19 protein-coding genes are annotated in these 21812 nt (G+C 65.7%); 14 read left to right on the forward strand and 5 right to left on the reverse strand.

The window, feature by feature from the left end; all coding sequences use genetic code 11:
• Positions 1–21: 21 nt before the first annotated feature.
• Together ACNO8S_RS11425 and ACNO8S_RS11430 are read right to left on the reverse strand one after the other, a co-directional pair.
• Positions 22–954, reverse strand: a complete 933-nt coding sequence (locus tag ACNO8S_RS11425) for an ABC transporter ATP-binding protein (protein WP_014041049.1) — start codon at positions 952–954, stop codon at positions 22–24.
• A gap of 125 nt (positions 955–1079) precedes the next feature.
• Complete coding sequence (locus ACNO8S_RS11430; protein ID WP_420181927.1) at positions 1080–5114, reverse strand: DNA polymerase domain-containing protein; 4035 nt, start codon at positions 5112–5114, stop codon at positions 1080–1082.
• Between the two features lie 107 nt (positions 5115–5221).
• Here ACNO8S_RS11430 and ACNO8S_RS11435 point away from each other — a divergent pair, with 107 nt between their 5' ends.
• Genes ACNO8S_RS11435 through ACNO8S_RS11445 form a run of 3 tightly spaced genes read left to right on the forward strand, consistent with a single transcriptional unit; the run spans position 5222 to position 6310 of the window.
• On the forward strand, positions 5222–5413 hold the full coding sequence (locus ACNO8S_RS11435; protein ID WP_004517169.1) for a DUF7331 family protein: 192 nt from the start codon (positions 5222–5224) through the stop codon (positions 5411–5413).
• Positions 5414–5455: 42 nt separating this feature from the next.
• On the forward strand, positions 5456–5860 hold the full coding sequence (locus tag ACNO8S_RS11440) for a DUF7322 domain-containing protein (protein WP_044951976.1): 405 nt from the start codon (positions 5456–5458) through the stop codon (positions 5858–5860).
• Positions 5861–5887: 27 nt separating this feature from the next.
• The gene (locus ACNO8S_RS11445) at positions 5888–6310 is read left to right on the forward strand and encodes a DUF7346 family protein (protein ID WP_014041052.1); all 423 of its coding nucleotides are present in this window, start codon (positions 5888–5890) and stop codon (positions 6308–6310) included.
• Positions 6311–6336: 26 nt separating this feature from the next.
• On the opposite strand, the gene rad50 is transcribed toward ACNO8S_RS11445, so the two are convergent.
• From rad50 to ACNO8S_RS11460, 3 genes are all read right to left on the reverse strand, one after another.
• Entirely contained in the window at positions 6337–9012 is a 2676-nt protein-coding gene (rad50, locus tag ACNO8S_RS11450) for a DNA double-strand break repair ATPase Rad50 (protein ID WP_420181928.1), read from the reverse strand.
• Positions 9013–9025: 13 nt separating this feature from the next.
• A complete protein-coding gene (gene mre11, locus ACNO8S_RS11455; RefSeq protein WP_050036935.1) occupies positions 9026–10282 on the reverse strand; it encodes a DNA double-strand break repair protein Mre11 in 1257 nt (418 codons plus the stop codon).
• A 69-nt stretch (positions 10283–10351) separates the two neighbouring features.
• Entirely contained in the window at positions 10352–10720 is a 369-nt protein-coding gene (locus ACNO8S_RS11460) for a hypothetical protein (RefSeq protein WP_050036936.1), read from the reverse strand.
• A 190-nt stretch (positions 10721–10910) separates the two neighbouring features.
• Here ACNO8S_RS11460 and ACNO8S_RS11465 point away from each other — a divergent pair, with 190 nt between their 5' ends.
• From ACNO8S_RS11465 to ACNO8S_RS11515, 11 genes are all read left to right on the forward strand, one after another.
• Positions 10911–11033 carry a hypothetical protein gene (locus tag ACNO8S_RS11465; RefSeq protein ID WP_420181929.1) on the forward strand — a complete coding sequence of 41 codons (123 nt, stop codon included), beginning with the start codon at positions 10911–10913 and terminating at the stop codon, positions 11031–11033.
• A gap of 91 nt (positions 11034–11124) precedes the next feature.
• Complete coding sequence (locus tag ACNO8S_RS11470) at positions 11125–11637, forward strand: DUF7310 family coiled-coil domain-containing protein (RefSeq protein ID WP_420181930.1); 513 nt, start codon at positions 11125–11127, stop codon at positions 11635–11637.
• Complete coding sequence (locus tag ACNO8S_RS11475) at positions 11634–12107, forward strand: DUF7311 family protein (protein ID WP_420181931.1); 474 nt, start codon at positions 11634–11636, stop codon at positions 12105–12107. The genes ACNO8S_RS11470 and ACNO8S_RS11475 overlap by 4 nt, the downstream gene beginning before the upstream one ends.
• Positions 12100–13959 carry an ATPase, T2SS/T4P/T4SS family gene (locus tag ACNO8S_RS11480; protein WP_420181932.1) on the forward strand — a complete coding sequence of 620 codons (1860 nt, stop codon included), beginning with the start codon at positions 12100–12102 and terminating at the stop codon, positions 13957–13959. Before ACNO8S_RS11475 ends, ACNO8S_RS11480 begins: the two co-directional genes overlap by 8 nt.
• On the forward strand, positions 13956–15701 hold the full coding sequence (locus tag ACNO8S_RS11485; RefSeq protein WP_420181933.1) for a type II secretion system F family protein: 1746 nt from the start codon (positions 13956–13958) through the stop codon (positions 15699–15701). The genes ACNO8S_RS11480 and ACNO8S_RS11485 overlap by 4 nt, the downstream gene beginning before the upstream one ends.
• 34 nt (positions 15702–15735) lie before the next feature.
• Positions 15736–16197, forward strand: coding sequence for a DUF7283 family protein (locus ACNO8S_RS11490; RefSeq protein ID WP_014041061.1), 462 nt, complete (start codon positions 15736–15738; stop codon positions 16195–16197).
• A complete protein-coding gene (locus ACNO8S_RS11495) occupies positions 16178–16573 on the forward strand; it encodes a DUF7285 family protein (RefSeq protein WP_014041062.1) in 396 nt (131 codons plus the stop codon). Before ACNO8S_RS11490 ends, ACNO8S_RS11495 begins: the two co-directional genes overlap by 20 nt.
• Positions 16570–17442 carry a DUF7284 family protein gene (locus ACNO8S_RS11500; protein WP_186764062.1) on the forward strand — a complete coding sequence of 291 codons (873 nt, stop codon included), beginning with the start codon at positions 16570–16572 and terminating at the stop codon, positions 17440–17442. The genes ACNO8S_RS11495 and ACNO8S_RS11500 overlap by 4 nt, the downstream gene beginning before the upstream one ends.
• Positions 17430–20432 (forward strand): DUF7286 family protein, encoded by a 3003-nt coding sequence (locus ACNO8S_RS11505; protein ID WP_420181934.1) that lies wholly within the window; start codon positions 17430–17432, stop codon positions 20430–20432. The genes ACNO8S_RS11500 and ACNO8S_RS11505 overlap by 13 nt, the downstream gene beginning before the upstream one ends.
• A 50-nt stretch (positions 20433–20482) precedes the next feature.
• Positions 20483–20911 carry a DUF5791 family protein gene (locus ACNO8S_RS11510; protein WP_420181935.1) on the forward strand — a complete coding sequence of 143 codons (429 nt, stop codon included), beginning with the start codon at positions 20483–20485 and terminating at the stop codon, positions 20909–20911.
• Positions 20908–21798 (forward strand): SDR family oxidoreductase, encoded by an 891-nt coding sequence (locus ACNO8S_RS11515; protein WP_420181936.1) that lies wholly within the window; start codon positions 20908–20910, stop codon positions 21796–21798. Before ACNO8S_RS11510 ends, ACNO8S_RS11515 begins: the two co-directional genes overlap by 4 nt.
• The last annotated feature ends 14 nt before the right edge of the window (positions 21799–21812 follow it).

Consider the following 21812-nt stretch of genomic DNA (forward strand, 5'->3'; position numbering starts at 1 on the left):
ATCGCTGTGTACGGAAGGGCGTTACGCGGCCTCGTAGGCTTCCTCTCGGACCCAGTCGTACCCTTCGTCTTCGAGCTTTTCGGCGAGTTCGGCACCGCCGGAGGTGGCGATCTGGCCGTCGAGCATTACGTGGACGTGGTCGGGTTCGACGTAGTCGAGGATGCGCTGGTAGTGGGTGATCTGGAGGATGCCCGCGCCCTGCTCGTCACGGAGCGCGTTGATGCCGTTGGAGACGTCCTGCAGTCGGTCGATGTCCAGCCCGGAGTCGATCTCGTCGAGCACGGCAACGGAGGGCTCGAGGATCGCGGCCTGAAGGACTTCGTTTTGCTTCTTCTCGCCGCCCGAGAAGCCGGCGTTGAGATACCGGGACGCGAACTTCTCGTCCATGTCCAGCTGCTCCATCTTCTCCTGGAGGATCTCCTGGAACTCGGCGACGCCGATTTCGCCCTCTTCGACGTTGCCTTCCATCGGGGAGGTGTCGTAGCCGGCGGCGTCCTCGTTGGTGTCGCCGCCCTCTGCGTCGGCTTCCGCTTCTTCGTCGTCATCCTCGAAGAGTTCCTCGCGCTCTTCGAGCTTGGCGTTGAGCGCGGTGCGGAGGAAGTTCACCATCGTGACGCCCTCGATCTCGGCCGGGTACTGGAAGCCGAGGAAGATGCCGAGCGCGGCGCGCTCGTTCGGTTCGAGGTCGAGCAGGTTCCAGGTGCGGAGGTCCTCCGGGATTGCCTCGTCACCGAACTCGTTCTCGTCGAGGTGGATGAGCACTTCCCCGTCGGTTACCTCGTAGGCGGGGTGGCCGGCGATGATCTTCGCCGTCGTCGACTTCCCCGAGCCGTTGGGACCCATCAGCGCGTGGATCTCACCGGACTCGACTTCGAGGTCGACACCGCGGAGAATCGTCTCACCGTCCTCTTCTGCGACTTCTGCGTGGAGATTGTTGATTTCGAGTTTAGCCATAGGTATCTCTTAGGTCAACCGAAAGAAGGTACGTTTCACCCATGAAGCTTTCGCATTGCTGTGAACTCAACTTCTTCATATGGAAACAATATTTCTCGTAGCGGTAATCGCCCGTATTCTGTGGGTTACATGAAGCTACCGAGTCCCGTCTGTTCCTGACCGGACTTGACCTCCTCCCAAGAGATATCCATGGCTTCCAGAATCCGAGCAATCGGGCCTTTCAGCGTCTTATCGAGCATCTTGTCCCAGTCTATCTCGAACTCCTCGGGGATCTGGTCTGCGTACTCGAAACAGATTACGTCAGGGTCCCGCCGGAACTCGCCGTACAGCGGGTCCCGCTGGGGGTCCAGTCCTTCTTCCTCCTCGATACGCTGGAAGAAGTCCGAGTGGACCCGGTCGAGATACAGCCGCTTGGGCTTGGAGCCGCTCTGGAAATTCGTCCCCAGAAGCATGTTGGCGTACTTCGCGCCCCGGACCTGCGCGGTGTCGGTGTCGTAGTTGTCGAGTTTCTTCCCGATGCCACCGGGAATGCCCACGTCGTCGTAGTTGACGTTGCCGTCCTGATAATCCTCGATGACGTCGCTGACATACTGCTTGATGGACTCGGCATCCTCACCGCGGACGATGCGGTCGATGACCTCTTTCTGGACCCGTTTGGTGATGGGGGCGATATCCGAGCGCTGGTACTCGAAGCCCGTGATGTCGATGTCGTCGACGTGCTTGCCCTCCTTCCAGACGATGTTGCCCGCGTAGCGCTTCTTTTTCCCCGCCTGGAAGAACCGCCGGTAGAGCTTCTCGAACTCGATCTCGAAGCGGTGGAACTCGGCGTTGAGCTGCTCCATCGCGAACTCGTCGTAAGAGGCGTTGATCGTCTCCTCCAGCTCGAACCCTTTCTGAATGGTCGTGGCGATGAGTTCGAGTTCGTCGTCACCCATTTCGGGGTGCTTCTCGCGCATCTCGTCGGTGATTTCGACGTCGCCTTCTACGTCGTTGGGACCCACATCGCCAAGCTGGAGCATGACGGAGTCGGTGTCGCCGTAGACGACCTCGTACCCCTCGTTTGCGACGACCTCGTCTGTGTAGTCGATGACCTCTCGTCCAGTGGCGGTGACCGCTGCGCCCATCTCCTTGTCGTAGAGGCGGAAGCGGTCCCACCCCAGAACGCCGTAGAGCGACTGACCGACGAACTGGAATTTTCCGTTGCGGCCGGCCATCAGCGTGTGGTTGTCTTCGACGGTGACGCAGTAAACACCGTCCTCGGCCGTACTCCGTGACCCGCTGCGATGCATCCGGAGCGTGTTCTTGCTGTCTTCCGTGACGTAGATTCGCCAGGAGCCGCTGTCACGGTTGTAGTTCGCAGTCAATCCGAGATGCGCACAGAGCCGTAGCACGTCGTCGCGGAGTTGGTCACTGGAGGTGGTGTACCGCCAAGAATTCTTCTGTCGGTCTCCGTCACCGGCGATAAGCGTGTCGAGGAAGCGCCGCTTCTGTCGGTGGCTCAGGTCGAAGACGAACTCGGGAATCCGCTTCTCGAAGGTCCCGCCGCCACAGATATCCCGGAGCAGGTCGCCAAGCAGTGCCGAGGTGAACTGGTAGCTCCGGTCGTCGACGTAGTAGTCGAACCCCAGTCGGTCGAGCAGATCCCCGATTGCCGCGTGGTCGGACTCGCCACCATCAGCGATGGCGTCCTGAGCGATCTGGACCGTGGTCGATGCGCCGCGCGTCTTCTCGCCGAACTGCTTTGTTTCGGAGGTGTAGACGTTCCCTTCTGTGATGTACCACGCGAGCAGTTCGAGGAAGTCGTCGCCATCGAAGGTTCGCGGTATCCACTTCCGACCCGATTCGGCGTGGATATACGTCCGTTCGGCGACCGATTCGATATACTCACGGTTGGCCTCGAACTCGGTGGGGTCGAAGACATATCCTTCCTCGCCGATGTCGTTTTTCAGAACCGTATCCGGATAGTGGCCGATCTCGGCGGCGAACGTGTGGCCATGGACTGACGGCCGGACCCACACCTCGTAGTCGTCGGCGTACTCGGTCAGATCCACCGTGTCCAGCGGGTCGCCGTCCGGTCCGTCCCAGTCGTGGGGGAGTTCGTAGTCCGTGGCATCGTCGAGGTCACCGGCTTCGACGAAACTGTACCCGTCTTCAGTGATTCCGTTGGTCTCGTTCTTTCGGACGAGCATCCGGTGGTTCGGCGTCACACGGAAGTCCATCTTGCTCGTCTCTATATCCACGAGGTCGCCGCGGTAGTCCGGATACGACTGTGTCTCGACCACCGGTTTGACCTCCATCTCCTCCGTCTCGGGGTCCAGCGAATACACCTCGTCGCCGATATCAAGGTCGCGAATGTTCTGAACGCCTGCCGGTGTCAGCACGTCGGTATCCGGCGTGAAGCAGTTCATGATGACCTTAACTGCCGCTTGCTGCCGGTCAAAGCGCTCGTACTCCGGGTTATCGGGGTCGAAGCTGTTTCGTTCGGCCTTCTTCTCCTCGCGCTCGGTCAGCAGTTCGTCGACCATCTCCCGGATGACGCCGTCCGGTTCCTTCCGGAAGTGGGTGCCATTAGGTGCGCGGTAGGTGTCGCCGTCGTAGGTCTCCGGGTCGACCTTCGTCTCCGGGCTGGCGTTGGTCGTCACCATACACATCGGGTACAGCGACTTCAGGTCCAGCACGGTGACGTTCTCGCGGACGCCCGTAATGGGGTCAAACACTGCGCCGCCCTCGTAGTCCTCGCTCTCCTGTTGCCCTTTCGAGGGGAGCGCGAACTCGCCGTGGAGCTTGTGGAGGACGTACATATCCACTGCGTCGCCGGGCGTCGTCGCGTCCTCCAGTTTGCAGCCGACGAAGGTGCGGACCTCGTCCCAGAAGTCGATGATGTCCTGCTCGCGGTCGAGTTCGACACAGAGCTCCACGTCCCGGAGGTTGTACTCCAGCAACTGCTCGGGGTCCTGCTCCCAGAGGTCACCGATGTCGCCAGTGTAGCGTTCCTTGCCGACGCCGAGTTCCTGCTCGCCGACGGCGTCAAGCCGGTAGGATTCGAGTTCAGTGAACTGCGTTCGCTTGTAGGCATAGAGGAGGTCGAAGACGACACGGCCTTTGATATCGGGGCCACCCCAGCCCGAACGCCAGACCTCGTCGACCCGCGAGAGTCGGTCTATCTGGAGGTCGAAGTCGTGGTTGTAGCTCTGGAGTTCCTCCAGCCGGTCGAGGAAGTACGGCGCGTCGAAGTCGTCGAAGTTCCAGCCAGTCAGCACGTCAGGGTCCGTGTCGACGATGTAGTCGACAAAGGCCTCCAGCATGGCCTCCTCCTCGTCGAAAACCCGAACGTCGGCCTCGAAATCTTCCCGAATCGGCTCGTAGCCGGCCAGCGCCTCGGGACCGTTGATGCCGTCGGGGGACTCGTACAGCCAGACGACATACTCGTCGCGGTAGGAGTCGTGAGAAGTGAGACAGATGATGGGCTCCTCGCCGTCCTCGGGGAAGCCGTGGCGGTCGTCGACCTCGATGTCGAAGGTGTTGACCCGCGGCTCGGCGTGGGCTTCGACCGGCGTTATCTCCTCGTGATGGACTTTCAGGCTGCCGTCGTCGAGTTCGCGGGCGGGGACGCGCACGCCGCTCGTGATGTCCTTGTCGATGAGCAGGCGGTTAGGAAAGAGGATGTCCGCCTCGTAGTGGTCGAAGTCGTCACGAATTTGGCCCACGTCGCGGGGCGTCTGGCCGAATATCTTCGTCAGGCGCTCGCCGCGAATCGACTCGTAGGGCTCGCCGTCCTCGTCGGCCGCTTTCCAGTCGGTGATGCTGTCGTACTGGCGGAGTTCGTCCTCAGTGACGCTGTCGGTCGGCGCGTAGAAGTACGGCTTGAAATCGAAGACCCGCGCGTGGATCGGTTCGTTGTCGTCGGTACGCCCGAAAACGTGGACGACCGGTGACTCATCATCGCCCTGCCCCTCGATGGTGTAGTCGACCTGCGTGACGACGAACTCGACGGTCTCCTCGACCGGCGGGAACTGGCGCTCGTCGAGGTCGACGACGCTCGTGTCACCGTCGTCGCTCCCACCGTTGCCCGCGATGGCCGCCGCTTCGTCGGCGACCGGGCGATCCTCATCCGCATCTTGCTCGAAGTCCCCCAGCGTGCCCTGGGTCCCGTCACTCATTCTTGGCCTTGTTTCGAGATGCCGCATAAAAACACCGGCGGTCGACGGGGTATTGCCACAGGCAGAAAGTATATGCCATCGAGTACCATACCCAAGTTTGACGGCCAATGTCGCACCACGCATCCCCCCACGGCGAGGCGGATAGGTCCGAAGAACTGCGGTCGGAGCCGGCGCTCCCGGACGCCATCCAGACGACCGAGACCTACGAGACCGAGGAGGGGACAGTGTTTTACGACGCCGAGAACCCTCTCGCGTGGCTGCAGACCGATACGGCGCTCACCTTACAGGAGATCGCCTGACACAGAGTCCTTTTATTTGCCGGACGACGTAATGCGCCTGTGATGGATATCCCCGGCGAGGACGACCCCAACCAGAGCCCGGGGGTTCTCTCCGAAAAGAGCGAGCACGAACCCGCTGAGTTCGATCCGGAGAGCCTCGGCCCGGACGTACCCTCGCCGTCAGACAGCGATTACGATGGCGAGGCCACGGGCCTGTTCGTCAGGCTCGTTATCGTGTTCAACGTCGCGCTGCTGGCCCTCTCGCTCGGGCCGATGCTGGCCTACTTCGAGGGGCAGGTCGACCTCGGGATACGGATCTTCCTCGTCGGTGTCATCGCCTTCGGCTACGGAACGTTTCGGTACGTGAAGTTCGAGCGGGAGCGCAAATCGGACGACGACGAGGGCGAAACAGCCGAGACAACGGATACCCAGCCTGACAGCGCGGAGTCAGGCGACCACAACGGCTAACCGGCCCGATCAGCTACGGACGGCCATATGCGTACTGTGCGGGACAACGACGGCACGCGTTACTTACTGCTGAAGGAGTCCACCGAGTCGAGTCTGGTCCGGGACCCCGAAACCGGCGAGCAGCGCCACATCCCGAACGCCGATCTCGAACCCATCGAGGGTGAGTCACCGCTGGCCACGGCCGCCGCAGCGGTTCCCGACGCCGCTCGTCGCGTCCTCACAGCGGCCCACGACGACCAGGCACTTGGCCTGCTCGTGGAACTCGACGAGCGTGGGCCGGTCTCCGTGGCAGAGCTGCTTTCGGCCTACGACCTCTGTGAGAGCGACCTCCACGGCCTGCTGGCCGAGTTCCGCGCCGCCGGCCTGCTCGTCGAAGCGACGGTCCACGGCCAGCGAGGGTACGACACAACTGAGACTGCCAGCGACGGGCTCGCTCAGCTTCGGGACTGAGGGCAAGTCACTACCGCGCACCAGGCTCAGGCCAGTTCTGCGACCGTCGCTTCGACCTGCTCGACCCGTGAGCGGTTGGTCGTGGCGTCTTTCTCAACGCGGACGAGGTCGTCCGCCGCACCGACCAGTTCTTCGTCGTGGCTGACCACGAGAATCTGCTCGACGCCGACCTCATCGCGCATGTACTCCACGAGGTCAAGCAGTTGCGTGACGTGGCCCGAGTCCAGAAACACCGTCGGCTCGTCGAGGATGAGCGGGGGCATCGGCGCTGCGCCTTCGATACCCTCCGCGAGCAACCGGTAGATGGCACACCGCAGGCTGAGGTTGAACAGCGCCCGCTCGCCGCCGGAGAGCTGTTCGGGCTCCAGCGGCTCGCCGTCCTTTTGATACACCGTCAGCTGGTACTGCCCGTCGAGTTCGATGTGGGAGTACGAGTCGTTCTGATACACCAGATCGAACGTCTGATTGAGCATCCGTTCGAGCGTTTCGACGTTGCGCTGGCGCAGTTCCGCCCGAAGTGTGCCGTACATTTCCTGTAGTTCCTCTGTCTCCTCGTACAGCGTTTCGAGTTTCTCTAGGGTCGCTTCGAGGTCCTCGCGGCGCTCCCGTAGCGATTCCAGTTCCTCGATTTCGTTCGTGACGCCGCCGATGGCGTTCTGGAGTTCGTCGCGCTTTTCGCGTTTCTCCGCCAGTGCTTCCTCGGCCTGCTCGATGTACTTTTTCGCGCGCTGCTTCTCACTTCTCGCTTCTTCGATACGGTCCTCGTCGAACGACTCAGCCAGGTCCTGCTTGCGCTCGCGCTTCTCCGCGAGCTGTTCGCGGCGCTGGTCGTTCAGTTCGGCTTGCTGACTGCGCTTCTCGCGCAGGCGCTCGATGTCGTCGTCGCAGTCGTCGATGTTCCCAAGGAGGTCTTCGACCCGCTCTAGGTTCTCTATCGATTGTTTGACCTGCTGGCGCTCCTGATTACACTCGGCGACGACCGAACGGCAGTCCTCGGCCTGTTCGCGGGCCTCGGCCGCCTTCTCGCGTTTCGTCTCGGCCTCGGACTCGTGGTCCGCTGCTTCCTTGCGGAGCGTCTCGATGCGCTCCTGATCCGCGTCCAGCCCGTTCTCCTTCTCCTCGACGAGTTGGACGATATTCGAGCGGTTGTTTTCGAGCGTCGATAGCTCGTCGGCAGTCTCGACCAGCGCTTTCGCCGTCTCGTGTTTCGACTCTAGGGCTTCGACGTCCTCGCGGGCGTCGGTAAGCGTGGCCTCCAGCTCCGATATCCGCTCGCGGTCGTCCTCGATGGAGTCGACGTGGGGCGACTCGGCCACGTCCTGCCCGCATTCGGGGCACTTGCCGGCCTCCAGCAGCGCCTCGGCTTCTTCGAGTGACTCCCGCTCGTTCTTTAGCTTCGTCTCCAGTTCGGTTACCCGCTTCCGGGCCTCTTCGAGGTCACTGGCGACGGATTCCTTGTACGACTGTGCCTCCTCGCGGCTGGTCGGCCCATCCTCGAACCTGGCTTCGAGATCGGCGATCTGGTCGTCGATGTCGCTGATCTGCTCCCGGCGCTCGGCGATAGTCTCCCGCGCAGCTTCGATGTCTGTTTCCAGTTCGGCGGCTTCCTCACGCTTCTCTTCGGCGCGGGATTCGAGGTCCGCGGCGCTCTCGGCCAGCGCGTCGGCCGTGCTGCTGTGTTCCTTCGCGTCGACGCGCTGGTCCTCGATTCGGTTCTGTAGTTCGTCGTCACGGGACTGCAGTTCGTCGAGTCGTGCGTCGACGGTGTCCGGGTCCGGCTCTGCGCTGTCGAGGTCTGTTTCGGCCACCGTTTCCGAGAGCTCCTCCCGTAGCGACTCCCGGTGGTCCTGCAGGTCGCTGATCTGCTCTTTGAGCTCGGTTCGTTCCGTCTCCGTCTCGGTGATGGTAGCTTCGAGGTTCTCGATATCGGCTTCGAGGGTCGACAGTTCCTCGCGTTTCTCCTCGTACTCTTCCAGTACAGACTCGGCCTGCGTGAGCGTCTCCTCGGCGGTGGCTTTCTGGTCCTCGATGTGCTCGATCTCGTCCTGCAGATTGGATTCCTGCGTTTCCAAACTGTTCAGGCGCTCGTGAAGCTCTTTCTCCTCTTTCTCCTGAATCTGCTCGTCGAGTTGTGAGAGTGCCCCCTGTTTGTCATCGCGCACGCGGCCGACGCCGACGCGGGCGTCGCTGGCCCGCTCGCGGTACGCCTCCAGTTTCCCCAGTTGCAGGAGGTCGTCGAGCATATCCTGGCGGTCGCCGGGGGAGGCGTTGATGAGCTTGTTCACCTCGCCCTGACGGACGTAGGCGCAGTTGACGAACGCCTCGCTGTCCATCCGCAGGAGTTCCGTAACGCGTCGGCGCACATCGCGCGCGCCTTCGTAGTTCCCTTCGGGCGTCTCCAGAACGCATTTCGCCGTTGTCGGCTGCGCTCCGGTCGCGCGGACCCGGCGCGTGAGGTGGTAGTCGCCGCCGGCGTGGGAAAACCACAGTTCGACAGTACAGTCGTCGGCCCCAATGGTGACCACGTCACCGAGGTTTTCGTCCAGCGCTTTCGAGCCGTACAGCGCGAAGAAACAGGCCTCAAGCAGGGAGGACTTCCCGCTCCCGTTGAGCCCGTGGATGACGGTCACGCCGTTGTCCAGTCGCAGGTCAGCATCGTCGTAGCACTTGAAGTTGGATAGTTTGACGCGTTCGAATTTCATTGTCGACCCTCCATTACAGGAACTCCTCGACGCTCGCCTGGCCATCGTCGTCTGTGCCGTCGGCCTCGTTCACCGCCGCTCCGTCTTCAGTATCGTCCTCGTCCGTGCTTGCGGCCGCATCTGTGCCGTCTGCTCCATCGCTCGCGGCCGTCTCAGCGTCGGCTGCGAGGGCGTCTGAACCCTTAGAGAGCAGTTCACGAACGTGCCGTTCGACCTCGTCTTTGACGTTCGCATCGGCGACCTTCGAGGCGCGAATGGTCTCGTCGATGTCGTGGGCGGCCTCACTCAGTCCGAGGTCGCGGACGCGCTCGGTGACGGCGTCGTCGGGGTCGGCGAAGCTGATATCCGTTTCTTGCTCCTCGGCCGTGATTTCCCGGTGGTCGGTGACGCGAGCCACGAGCGCCCCTCGGTCAAGCGCGAACGATTCGACGCTGGCTGGGGTCACTGGGTCGCCGTCGCCGCTGATAGAGACGATGACGACGGCGTCCTCCAGGTCGTGCTGGCCGACGCGGCTCCGAACCCGTTCGACACCCTCTTCCGGGCCGAGGTCAACGTCGACGAAGACGAACTCGCGGGTGTCGAGGCCGCGGCGGGTGATACGGACCTCGTCGTCGAAGGTGACGATGTTGTAGCCGCGGTCCTCTCGCTCGCTCGCGCTCGCGCGCTCGGTCGACCCACAGTAGGTGACCCAGGCGTCCTCGACCTGCTGTTTGCCGGGGTCGTGGTTGTCGCCGAGCAACATCGCGTCGAAGGTCACCGACGACTCGGCCAGGATTTCTTCGGCGTCCCAGTCGCCGTAGTCGAAGGGCTGGAACAGGCCGTGAGTGACCAGCGCGGCGCTGTCGGCGTCGTGGGCGGCGAAGTCGTAGTCGAGGTCGTCGCGCTGCGAGCGCGGGACGAAATCGAGGCCGTAGAAGGCGGTGTCGCCGACGACCGTCGGCTCGTCGTCGAGCCGCGTCGCCAAGCCCAGCGACTCGTACAAATCGAGCCACTGGGCGTCCCGTTTGGCTTCATGGTTACCCACGACGGCGAGAAACGGAACATCGGCTTCGGAGAGTTCTTCGAGAACGGTCAGCGTGCCCATGATATCAGCCAGCGCCGGACGGCGGTCGTGGAACAGGTCACCGGCGTGGACGACGGCGTCGGCGTCGTCCGCGATGGCGTCTCGGACCACCTGCCGGAACGCATCGAGGAAGTCGTCCCGTCGGTCGGGGACGTTGTACTGCTGATACCCGACGTGGGTATCGCCGGTGTGTATCACCCGTGTCATTTGCCCATCCGTAAGCCAGCGCCACCTAAAGGGGTATCGTGACCGCAGTGAAAGTGGTCGGCCCGGTGGCTACGACCCATCGCTGGGCCCCGCCGCGGCGTCCCGGTACCGCCGGAACGCTCGCAGAGCCGCCCGACCCTCGTCGGCCAGCCCGCTCACTTCGTGTTCGGCCTGTGCGACGGCCGCTTCGAGTCGCCCGACACCGAACGTCTCGACGAAGGCGACCGCCTCGTCTAAATCGTCGGTCGCCTGGGTCGCTCGCTCAATGACTGTCCGATAGTCGGCGTTGCCGCCTGTATCGTGGGTTCCAATCCGGCCTGCGCTACAGTCGCCCTCTCCGTCGGCTATTCCCATCGTCCCGCCTCCGTCGTCGCTGTTGTCGGCCTCCCCGTCAGCTAGTGCCGCGAGTGCCGCTTTCACCTGGTCGCTATCGGCCATAGAACGGCGTGGCCACGGCATCCGAAATAAACGTTTGCTGGCTCCGGGTCAGTTGATGGCGCGTTCGAGAACCCGTTCAACTCGAACCGATTGAAAAAGCGTACAGTTTGGCGAGGTGACTGGTTCGATAGAATTAACAGCCCAGTCCCGGTGGTACAGGACGAAAATCCACTGTCGGATGGCCTCCACAATGTCTCTACGCACACTCCGCTCCGACGACAACGCGCTCTCCCCGGTTACAATCGTCGCGCTACTGATTCTGGCTACCCTGCTCATTTCCGTCGTCCTCGCGCTGTTCATCCTCGGCGGGTGAGGCGGGACGAGCACTTGCTGGCAGCAGCCGGTACGCTTCCCGCAGTCCCCCGTCCGAGCGTTCAAATACCAGCACGCGACCAGGGCCGGGCATGACAGATATCGAGACGCTGGCCGACCGGCTCCGCACGGTCGAACGCGCGGTCACGGACGGAACGACTGAGTTCCCGGAGGTGACGGACCTCGCTGAGTTGGAAAGCCGCGTGGCCACCGTCGAGCAGCGTATCGACGACATCGACGAGCGGACGGCGGAGCTCGAAGCCGCCACGCAGGCCCTCCGCGGCTACGTGGGGAACATCCGCGCGGTCAACGAAGATGTCGAGCAACGCGCCGACGCGGCGCTGGCGGCGACCGACCGACTGGAAGTCCGACTCGACGAGGAACTGGCATCGCCGTCGGCATCTGACCCATCAGCGGCGGGGACCGACCAGTTACGGGCGGAGACAGTACAAGGCCATCCAGGCTTGTCGGATAGCGGCGAGCACAGAGAAACGAACGCCACGACCGAGGAACCGACCGATTTCTCCGCCATCACCGACGGCGGAGATACCGACGACGAGACCACTGACGCGGGCGTTATCGGACGTATCCGTGCGCTGCTGTGATATACCGGCTGGTTCTCGCCGTCGCGGTCATGACCGCACTTGTCGGTGCAACAGCGCCAGCGCTATCGACGGCCCGAGCAGACGCAGCCAGTGGTGCCATGGAGCGTCAACTGGACGAACTGGGGGCCGAATTGACCACTTTAGTCGAGACTGACGACGCGACGGCGAACGGCGACGCGCGGCGCGCGGTGGAGATACGACTCCCCCCGCGGACCTACACGAACGCCGGCGTCAGTCACCTGCAGTTCGCGGAGCGGGCCGGTGTCGGCGTCGCGATCTGGACTGTCGAGTCCCGGAAGCGGACCGAACGGCTGGTCGGTATCCCGATCCGAACGACGGCGTCGACCGACCGGCTCGACGAACCCGGTACACATCGACTCGTGTTCGTCTTGACGCGGTCGGACGGCCAGCGGGTGCTGAGGGTCCATCGGTTTAAGTCCGAAGCCGCGGCGAGGAACGGCCATGCGTGAGTGGCTCTTCGGGTCATCGGCGTCGGACTGCCGCTGTGAAACGGCAATCGAGGGTGAGCGGCTGGTGGTGACGGCGGATCAGTGTCCGGGCGGTGGCGACCTCGCCGCGTCGGCTGACTGCCGGGCGACAGTCGTCGGTTCGCTCTCGTCGACCGGTATCGATACCGTCGTCACGGAGCAAGCAGGACAGGAGCGAGTGTACGTCGACCGGGCGGCGGCGGTACTCACCGCGGCTGGCCGGTTCGCGACCAGAGTCGCCTCGCTGGACGACCGCCTCGCAGACCGCGCTCGCCGGGACCCCGTCGCTGCCGCCGCGGAGGCAGTCGGCCGAGCGGGGCCGGTCGCTGACCTGGCAGCGGAGACCGGGTTGGCGGTCGCCACAGAAGGCTTCGATACCAGCGAGCAGGCGCTCACTGCATACACTGGGCCAACGATTAGCGACGCCCGCGTCGGCGCAGCGCCGCCGGCGGCTGCGGCTCTCCGAGACCAGCAAACGCTCCCGACAGGGGCCGTCGTTCGGCGATACGACACGCGCAGCGACCACCTGCCGATGTATCATATCGAACCCCGCGAACAGCGGTTCGACGTGGATACGATGGAGACGCTCGTCGAAGCGTACGAGCGAGTCGCCACCGCTGCCGCCGACGGCGACTGTCACCCGTACGACGCAGCTACCGCGGTGGCCGGCGACAGTACGACGGCAACCGCTGTCGGGGCCGTGCTGGAGAAACGCACGGGCGGGCTCGGGATTCTGGAAGATATCTTCGCCGATCAGCGGGTGTCCGACGTGTTCGCGACAGCCCCAGTGAGTGACACCCGGCTCCGAGTGCGTTGTGACAGCGAGACGATGCGGACGAATGTCCGCCTGACGCCGGCGGGCGCGAACACGCTGGCGTCGACGTTCAGACGGTCGAGCGGCCGGGCGTTCTCGCGAGCGAGCCCGACGCTCGATGCGACGGCGACGGTGGCTGACCGACAGATTCGCGTCGCCGGTGTGAGCGAACCGGTCAGTGACGGCCTCGCCTTCGCCTTTCGCGCCCATGACAGCGACGTGTGGCGGCTGGCCGACTTCGTCGACAACGGGACGATGCCGACAGCCGTCGCCGGGCTGCTCTCCGTCGCCGCGGAGCGCGGCGGGGCCTGTCTCGTCGCCGGCCCCCGCGGCGCGGGCAAGACGACGACGCTCGGGGCGTTGCTCTGGGAACTCCCCTACGAGGTCCGGACTATCCTTATCGAGGACACGCCCGAACTTCCGGCGTCGTCCCTGCAGTCCGACGGGCGGGACGTGCAGGCGCTTCGGACCGCCCGCGGAGAGGGGCCGTCGGTCGACGCCTCGGAGGCCCTGCGGACCGCGCTCCGGCTCGGCGAGGGCGCGCTCGCCGTTGGGGAGGTCCGCGGCGAGGAGGCCAGCGTTCTCTACGAGGCGATGCGTGTCGGTGGCGGCGACGGGGCCGTCCTCGGGACGATTCACGGCAACGGCCCCGAAGCGGTTCGGGAACGGCTGGTGTCGGACCTCGGCGTCCCGGTGCAGTCGTTCGCTGCGACGGACCTCGTGGTGACGCTGGCTCCGCCCGCGTCGGAACACGGCCGCGGTATCGCATCTGTCGCGGAGATCGTCTCCCACGACGACGACGTTTCTTTCGAGATGCTCTACGAGCGCGACGGAGCGACGGCGACAGCCACCGGTCGCTTAGAGCGGGGCAGCAGCCGTCTGGTGGAGTCACTCGCCGCACCCGGCGAGTCCTACGCCGAGGTACTCGACGCTGTCGAGGCGCGAACCGAACGATTCGAGGAGTCAGTGGCTGTCGAGACACGCGGGAACGAGCCACCCACAGACGAGGTCCAGCCGTGAGCCACGCCAGCGGTTCAGACGGCGACAACGACAACGCGAGCACAGCACCAGCCGCACCGCCCACAACCGCAGTCGGTGCGGCCTCTCCTGGCACTATCGAGGTACCAGACGACTACCGGCGAGCGTGTCGGCTGCTCTCGGTTTCGGCCCCGCCTGAGGCACTACTGACGGCGAGCTACGCCGTTGCGGTGTGTGGCTCCCTGCTCGCACTGGTCGCCGCTGTGACGGTGACCGGACTGCTGGCGACGACTGTCAGCCTCGGACTCCTCGCCCTGTCCCTGAGCGTCGCGGCGCTGGGACGGTACGGCGTGCCGTTCGCCGCCGAAGCAAAGCGGATTCGAGCGCTGGGGACCGCGCCGTCGCTCGTAACGACACTGGTGCTCGGCGCAACGCTGTGGCCCAGTGCTGAGCGGGCGGCGGCGTTCGCCGGACGGGCCGGAAACGGCCTGCTCGCCACACGGCTGCAACACCATCGACAGCGAGCCGCGGGCACGCCACGGAGCGGTCTGGGAACGTTCGCGGCGGCCTGGAGCGACCGGTTCCTGGCGCTCGAACGCGCAGTCGGACTGGTCGAGAACGCGACGGCGGCCCCAGCCGAGGAACGGCCCGAGGTCCTCGAACGCGCGCGGCGATGCATCCTCGACGGGACGCGCGACGAGATGGCGGCCTTCGCGGCCTCGCTCCGCGGCCCAGCGACCGGCCTGTACGCGTTCGGTGTGCTCCTACCGCTGGCGATGGCGTCGCTGTTGCCCGCCGCCGCTGCCGCGGGTGTGCCAGTGACCGCCCCTGTGCTGGTCGGGACCTACGTCGTGGTCTTGCCCGGCGCACTGTTGGTCGCCTGTTGCTGGCTCCTGGGCCGGCGACCGGTCGCGTTCCCGCCGGCGACAATCCCGCGAAGCCACCCGGACGTGCCGGCATCGGCACTCCCGTCAGTTGTGGTCGGCATCGTCGCCGGAATCGGGGGGTGGCTCCTTGCCGGCGCGCTCGTCGCTGCGTGGGCGTCTCCTATCGGGGCACTCGGGGCCGGCGTCGGGAGCGCGCTCGTCAGCTACTACCGACCCGTCGCCGAGGTCCGGGCCCGTGTCACCGACATCGAAGCGGGCCTCCCCGACACGCTGTCTGCCGTCGGTCGACGGCTGGGCCGCGGCCAGTCAGTCGAAGCCGCGCTCGTCGAGGCTGTCGACGAGACTCCCGAACCGACCAGCGCCGTCATCGAAGCCGCCGTCGCGCGTCAGGAGCGTCTCGGCACCAGTGTCGAGGGGGCGTTTCTGGGTCCCGGCGGCGCGCTCGCTGATGTTCCGAGCCATCGGGCCCGTCGGGTGGCGACACTGCTGGATACAGCCGCAACAATCGGGCCACCAGCGGGACCGTCAGTGACGACGATGGGTGAGCATCTGGATGCGCTCCGCACCATCGAGCGTGAGACGCGTCGTGACCTCTCGCAAATAACCGAAACGCTGTCGAACACGGCCGCGCTGTTCGGTCCGCTGATCGGCGGCGCGACGGTTGCGCTGGCCGGGTCGATGGGCGGCGGCGAGCAGTTCAGCACTATTTCGAGCGCGCTGCTGGGCCCGGTCGTCGGCTGGTACGTTCTCGTCCTGGCTGTCCTGTTGACGGCGCTGTCGACGGGCCTGCACCGGGGCCTCGACCGGGCGCTCGTCGGCTACCGAACCGGTCTGGCGCTCCTGTCGGCCACGGCCACCTTCCTCGTCGCCGTGGTCGCTACCGGGCTGCTGGTCTGAGTGTTTAAATCGGAGGCCGCGGCCAGGCCGTTCTATGTTCGAGACGTACGTCGATACGCTGTACCTCTGGGTCGGTCTGGGAACGGTGAGCGTGGCCGTTCTTGGCGTCGTCGTCGGCCTGCCGACGACCGCACCGCCGGACGCGACGGCGACAGCCGCAACTATCGATGAGGTCACCACCAGCCCGCCCGGGTCCGTCGCACACCGACGAGTCGTCGCTACGGAGTGGCGGTTTAACGGGCGTGACCTCCGCCTTCGCAACGACGGCGGGACAGCCACCGCACGACTGATCCGAGCGGCTGTCCCGGCGCGGACCGACCGGCTACAGGCTGTGTTGAACGGTGAGCGACCGAAGGCGGTGTACGACTCGCCCGACGCCTTCCGTCGGGACACCCGCCAAACTCGGGCCGGTGACGACGGGTGGCGACCGGCCCCCGACCGACTGACGGTCAGGCACGTCGCCTGGGGAGGGACCGATGTCACCATCGTCGGATAGAGCGACGACGGAGCCGCTGGCCGCACTCGTCGCCGTCTTCGCCGTCACGCTCGGCGTGGCGCTGTACGCCGGCGTAGTAGACGAAGCATTCGGAACGCTCGACGACGACCGCAATATCGCCACCCCGACCGCCGATGCTGTGGAACAGCGGCTCTCGTCGGCCGGCATCGTTCAGCCCGGCGCGCTCGACACCGCGCTCGATGCAGTGCCGGCGAATTACCACGGGAACGCGACCATCACGGCGACGGCTGGCGGGCGATGGAGCAGTGGCCAGAAGCCACCGAGCAGCGCCGACACCGAAACCAGAACAGTGAGCGTGCAGGTCGGGCCGGGGGCAGTCCGCCGGGGAACGCTCACCGTTCGGGTGTGGCGATGACCCGAGCCATGAGCGCCGTCGCCGACGTGACGGTGTTTCTTCTGCTCGTCGGTGCGGCCGCAGGGACTCTCGTGAGCGGTGTCGGGGTGGAAAAGCCGGTAGCAACCCCAAACCCTGCGGCCGAGCAAGCGTCGGCGCTGGCGACGAGCACCACGAGCGTCGAGTACGATTTGCTCGTCCCACCGTCCGACCGCCACAGGCCACCCGACCACGCCACGCGACGGCAGCGGACGAGCCACGGGACCGTCGCGGAACTGCTCGGTGAGGCGGCGATGAGCGGTGTCACCGTGGACGGCGAACGGGTATCGAGCGCCGGCACGGACTTCGAGTCACGAGTCGCTGCGGCAACGCGTGACAGACTCCACAGCCGCGGGCATCGAACGTCCGTCCGTGTCACCTGGGCACCGTATCCCGGTGCGCCAGTCAGCGGCGAGTACCGTGTCGGCGACCGGCCCCCTGACAGCGTGGACGTTCGGGCGGCGACGGTAACAGTTCCGAGCGGGATGGAGGCCGTCTCGGAGCCGGCCCGTGAAGCAGCAAAGACAGGCGGCTACGACGGCGTGGCGACGGTCGTAGCTCGGAGCGTCGTCGACGGGCTGTTCCCGCCGACACAGTCGCGGTACGCTCTCCGTGGCGACTACCCCTCGGACGTGCTGCTGGCCGCGCGGTACGAGCGCATGGCCGACCTGACGGGGGCGAGCGTTGCCGTTGAGCAGCAATCGGCGACAGAAATGAACCGCGACCTGACCGCGGCGCTCGCCGCCCGGCTTCGGACCGACATGCGGTCGCGGTACGACTCGCCAGCGGACGCCGCCCGCGCCGTTCGAGTGAGCCGTGTCCGCGTAACTGTCAGGACGTGGTCGCCGTGAGAGACGACACCCGCGGCCGGATCCCGTTCGCGTTGCTCGGCGTCCTCCTTCTGGTAAGCAGCCTCACGCTGGCCCCGACGTTCGTTAGCGAGCCGGCCCCGAGCGAAACAGCCGTCGAGCGGGCGCTGAATCAGGCCACGGCGGAGACGCAGGTCGCCGTGCGGGACGGCGTCTCGACGGCCGGCCGGCAGGCGGCCGCGAACCCGGTCGTCACGCTGGCCGATACGCCCACTGGCCGGGTGCTGAACGGCTCGACGGCGTTCCGGGACTCGCTCAGAATCCGCGCCTATCTCCGGGTTGCGGACCGACTGGAGCGCGTCACCGGCCGAAGCGGTGACGTAACCGTGACCGCCAGTTTGCCGACGGTTTCTAACGCGAGCGACCTCCGGGCTGCGAAACGTCGCGTCTCGGTCGAACGCGCCGGGCCGAACGAGACCGCGATGCGGGCGACGGTCGAGAATATCGTTCTGACGGTTCGGCGCAACGGAGCGGTGGTCTCGACACGGCGGGTTTCGCCGACCGTCGTCGTTCCGAACCAGGCGCTCATGCTCCACGACCAGGTGTCAACCTACCAGACGCGGTTGAACAACGGTCTGGACAAGCCGGGCCTGAGCCAGCGGATGACAGCGCGGCTGTACCCGATGGCGTGGGCGAGAGGATATGCCCAGTACGGCGGCGCAGGCGTCGAGAACGTCGTCGCGAACCGGCACGTCTCGCTGGCGACGAACGGCGCACTGCTCGGCGTCCAGCGGTCGACCTTCGGGCGGAGTGACCCCGCCGGTCGTCGTGCTCTGACAGAGGCGACAGCGATGACGGGAATCGAAGACGTCGTTCGGGGGAGCAGGGGTTCCGCTGTCTCCAGCGACGTGCTCGATCAGGCCGACTACAAACCGGTCAGCGAGACGCCGCCGCGCCCGAAGTCCACGGCCAGTCCGAGCCCGGGGGATTCGATGACCATCGGCGTCAACGAGACGGCCGACACCGCGTTCCGGTCCGTCACCGAGCCGTCGGCGCTCAACGAAACGCTCGAAGACGCGTACACCGTCGAGGTAGCGCTGGAAGTCGACGAGCACCGACTGGGCGGGGGGCCGCCGGGGAAGCCGGCCTCGCCGGGCAGCGAGTGGACACTAGTCGCCGACCGGACGACTACATCCGTTGAGGCGGTCGGGAACGCCAGCGGGGGTGTTGCGACGCCGGACGGCTGGCACAGATTGGAGACGTTCAGCCGGACCGTCGAGCGACAGTACACGCGGACCGCCGTCTGGCAGAACGGGTCAGTGCGTCGGCGCACGACTGTGTCGAGCACCGCGCGCTATCGCGTGACCGTCGCCGTCGTCGGCCGCCATCACGGCCGCTCAGTGGCACCGAACCGCTCGATTCGGACCGCACACGACGCCAGCGCAAGCCCGTTGAACGGGTCGAACCTCGCCGATGTGGAGCCGAAAGCGATGGACAGGCTCGTCGGCCACGCCGGGGGGAGAGACGAGACCGCCGAGCGAGTCGTCGACGACAGCCTGGGCCGGACGGAAGCGACGGTGACGGCCGACCGACCACCGGAACTGCACGAGTGGGTGTATCGGGACCTGATGGCTCTACGGGAGCCAATCCGCAACACGACCGTCACCGTCGAGCGCGGACGTGTAGGGACCTTCGAGACGAATCCGCCGCGAGAACTTCGGGAGCGGGTCGCGCAACGCCGTGCCGACCTCGCGGCCGTGCCGGACACCTACGACAGCGCGGCCCAGAAGGCCCGCGTCGCGGCCCGGCTGACCTATCTGAATGCAGTGTTGGCGGAGCTAGATAGGCAGGCCTCGGCTCGGGACAGTAACCGGAAGCGAGTCGACGCACAGCTAACGGACCGCACCGAGGGGTCGCTGCGTGCCCTCCGGAAAGGGTTGGCCGCCCGTGAGACGCGCGTCCCCCGGTCACGCCCAGTGCCAGTCGGCCCGGCCGGTCCCGTCAGGACACGGGTCGATACGCAGACGCCATATCTGACGCTGGCCGAACTGGACGAGCGCCGGTATCGCGCGCTGGACGGAAGCGAGCATCCGCTGGTGGCGCGGAACGCGAACGTGTTCACGGTCCCCTACGGCGACGCCGCCGACGCCGTCGTTGGCGGTGCGTTCGAGGGTGGCGATAGGGTGCGCCTTGCAACGGCAGCGAACGCACTCGCAGCCGCGAACGAAACCCTCGAAGACGAGTCGAGCGCCACGCTCGCTTCGGAACGTGATGCGCTCCAGCGGGAGGTGGAAGCAGCCAACGAGGAGCTGACGACGACGCTCTGGCTGGAAGTTTCCCAGCACACCGAAGCTGAACAGGACGAGAGCAAGGCCATTGTCGCTGAAGCGATGTCGCCGTGGAACACACCGGCGGCCCGAGCGCTGGCGCTGACCAACGGCTCCGCGCAGGAGCGGGTCGCCCACGTCGCCGGTGCCCAGCTGAACCTCACGCGGGTCGAACGCGACCGTCTCCGCCTGACGCTGCTCTCAGTCGACACGCCAGCGACCAGACCGACGCTGGAGTCGACAAACGGGACGGCCTCGGCGGTACGGTCCGTTGCGAAAGACGAACTGAGCAAAGCGCTGGCGAACGCAGGGGAACAGAAGGTCCAGCAGTTCGCGAAGAAGCGTCTCGGAACGGACAAACTGCCGGCTGGCCTCCCGCTGGCACCGCCGGTCACCCCCTGGTACGCGACGGCGAACATCTGGTGGGTTACCGTCAAGGGCGAGTACGCCAGGTTCGCCGTCTCTGCGAGTCACGGCCCGCCGAGGGAGCCAGGCGCACGGACCACCTATGCGCGTGACGGGCACAACGTCACGCTCGACGTGGACGACGACGGATCGACAGAGCGATTGGGTACCGCCGACCGCGTCTCGTTCAGCGCCGATACGGGCGTCGTCGTCGTGGTACCGCCCAGACCGCGCGGGGTCGGTGACAAGGGCGGGACCGCCGTGGAGGAATCGAGCGGGTGGCCGCACGCAGGTACCTGACCCCGGGCCGCATAACGGAAGTGAAATACCCCGGGGCCATACCGACACCCATGCTTCGAGGCGAGTTTCCGGACGCGGGCGAGCAGTCCCACGAGGAGTTACTGGCGGCCTACGGCACCGTGCTGGCCGAGACAGTCGAGACAGTCGGCGTCGAGGAAATCGTCGCCACGACCGGTCTCGACCGGGCGACAGTGACAGCGTTCGTCGACGGCGATATCGGCGACCGAACACTCGATGAGGCGGTCGCCGTACTGGCGACCGGACCGAACCGGCCGGACGCCGACGCGTTGCAAGCCGAGGCGCAGGATATCCTCCTGATGGGGATGACGACGGCCGTGATGGACGTAGAATCGCTGGCCTCCGGCATCGACGACGAACTGGAGCCAAAGGAAATTCAGCAGAAAATCGAGGGCAGACATCCGGTGACGCTGGCCGAGTACGCCCTCCTGCACAGCCACATCGAGGGGGAAAAGCGGTGACGGAGCGCGTCGCCATTCTGGGCTGTGGCTACGTCGGCCTCGAACTCGGGCGGCAGTTGCACGACGACTACGAGGTCGTGGGCGTTCGCCGGTCGGACGGCGGTATCGAAGCTATCGAGGACGCCGGCTTCGAGGCCGTCCGGGCCGATGTGACCGACCCCGAGTCGCTGTCGGCGGTGCCGGACACTGACTGGCTCGTCTTTGCCGCAAGCTCTGGCGGGCGGGGAGCCGAGGCTGCCCGCAAGGTGTACGTCAAGGGACTCCAAACGGCCATCGACCACTTCTGGTCGCGGGCCGATCCTCCTGAGCGGCTAGTGTACACCTCCAGTACCGGCGTCTACGGCGACCACGACGGCGCGTGGGTCGACGAAGAGACAGGGCTGGACCCACAGACCGAGAAGACCGAAGTGCTGGCCGAAGCGGAGCGGGTCGCCCGCGAGCGCCCCGTGGAACACGGCGGTCACGGTACCGTCGCTCGCTTTGCCGGCCTGTACGGCCCGGACCGCTACCGGCTGGAGCGGTATCTGGAGGGGCCGGTGACGGCCGGCTACCTGAACATGGTCCACCGTGCCGACGCGGCCGGTGCCGTGCGTCACCTGTTGACTGAGGACCACCGTAACGAAGTCGTGCTGGTCGTCGATGACGAACCCGTCGAGAAGTGGGCATTCGCCGACTGGCTGGCCGAACAGTGTGACGTCCCGTTCCCGCCGAAACAGACGACAGCGGAACGACTGGCCGACGACAGCCTCTCGGAGACGGCGAAGCGCCGTATCCAGACGAGCAAGCGATGCTCGAACAATCGGCTTCGGGAACTGGGCTACGAATTCGAGTACCCGACCTTCCGGGAGGGGTACCGCGACGCCGTCCGGGAATACCGGCAAAATTAGCTGTATCGGGGGCG

It is taken from the genome of Haloarcula sp. KBTZ06 (assembly GCF_048595605.1).
Lineage (GTDB): Archaea > Halobacteriota > Halobacteria > Halobacteriales > Haloarculaceae > Haloarcula > Haloarcula hispanica.

Bases quoted from the DNA above. Each gene is read 5' to 3' on its own strand.
- ACNO8S_RS11425 (WP_014041049.1), bottom strand. From the start codon at position 954: ATGGCTAAACTCGAAATCAACAATCTCCACGCAGAAGTCGCAGAAGAG.
- ACNO8S_RS11430 (WP_420181927.1), bottom strand. From the start codon at position 5,114: ATGAGTGACGGGACCCAGGGCACGCTGGGGGACTTCGAGCAAGATGCG.
- ACNO8S_RS11435 (WP_004517169.1), top strand. From the start codon at position 5,222: ATGTCGCACCACGCATCCCCCCACGGCGAGGCGGATAGGTCCGAAGAA.
- ACNO8S_RS11440 (WP_044951976.1), top strand. From the start codon at position 5,456: ATGGATATCCCCGGCGAGGACGACCCCAACCAGAGCCCGGGGGTTCTC.
- ACNO8S_RS11445 (WP_014041052.1), top strand. From the start codon at position 5,888: ATGCGTACTGTGCGGGACAACGACGGCACGCGTTACTTACTGCTGAAG.
- rad50 (WP_420181928.1), bottom strand. From the start codon at position 9,012: ATGAAATTCGAACGCGTCAAACTATCCAACTTCAAGTGCTACGACGAT.
- mre11 (WP_050036935.1), bottom strand. From the start codon at position 10,282: ATGACACGGGTGATACACACCGGCGATACCCACGTCGGGTATCAGCAG.
- ACNO8S_RS11460 (WP_050036936.1), bottom strand. From the start codon at position 10,720: ATGGCCGATAGCGACCAGGTGAAAGCGGCACTCGCGGCACTAGCTGAC.
- ACNO8S_RS11465 (WP_420181929.1), top strand. From the start codon at position 10,911: ATGTCTCTACGCACACTCCGCTCCGACGACAACGCGCTCTCCCCGGTT.
- ACNO8S_RS11470 (WP_420181930.1), top strand. From the start codon at position 11,125: ATGACAGATATCGAGACGCTGGCCGACCGGCTCCGCACGGTCGAACGC.
- ACNO8S_RS11480 (WP_420181932.1), top strand. From the start codon at position 12,100: ATGCGTGAGTGGCTCTTCGGGTCATCGGCGTCGGACTGCCGCTGTGAA.
- ACNO8S_RS11490 (WP_014041061.1), top strand. From the start codon at position 15,736: ATGTTCGAGACGTACGTCGATACGCTGTACCTCTGGGTCGGTCTGGGA.
- ACNO8S_RS11495 (WP_014041062.1), top strand. From the start codon at position 16,178: ATGTCACCATCGTCGGATAGAGCGACGACGGAGCCGCTGGCCGCACTC.
- ACNO8S_RS11500 (WP_186764062.1), top strand. From the start codon at position 16,570: ATGACCCGAGCCATGAGCGCCGTCGCCGACGTGACGGTGTTTCTTCTG.
- ACNO8S_RS11510 (WP_420181935.1), top strand. From the start codon at position 20,483: ATGCTTCGAGGCGAGTTTCCGGACGCGGGCGAGCAGTCCCACGAGGAG.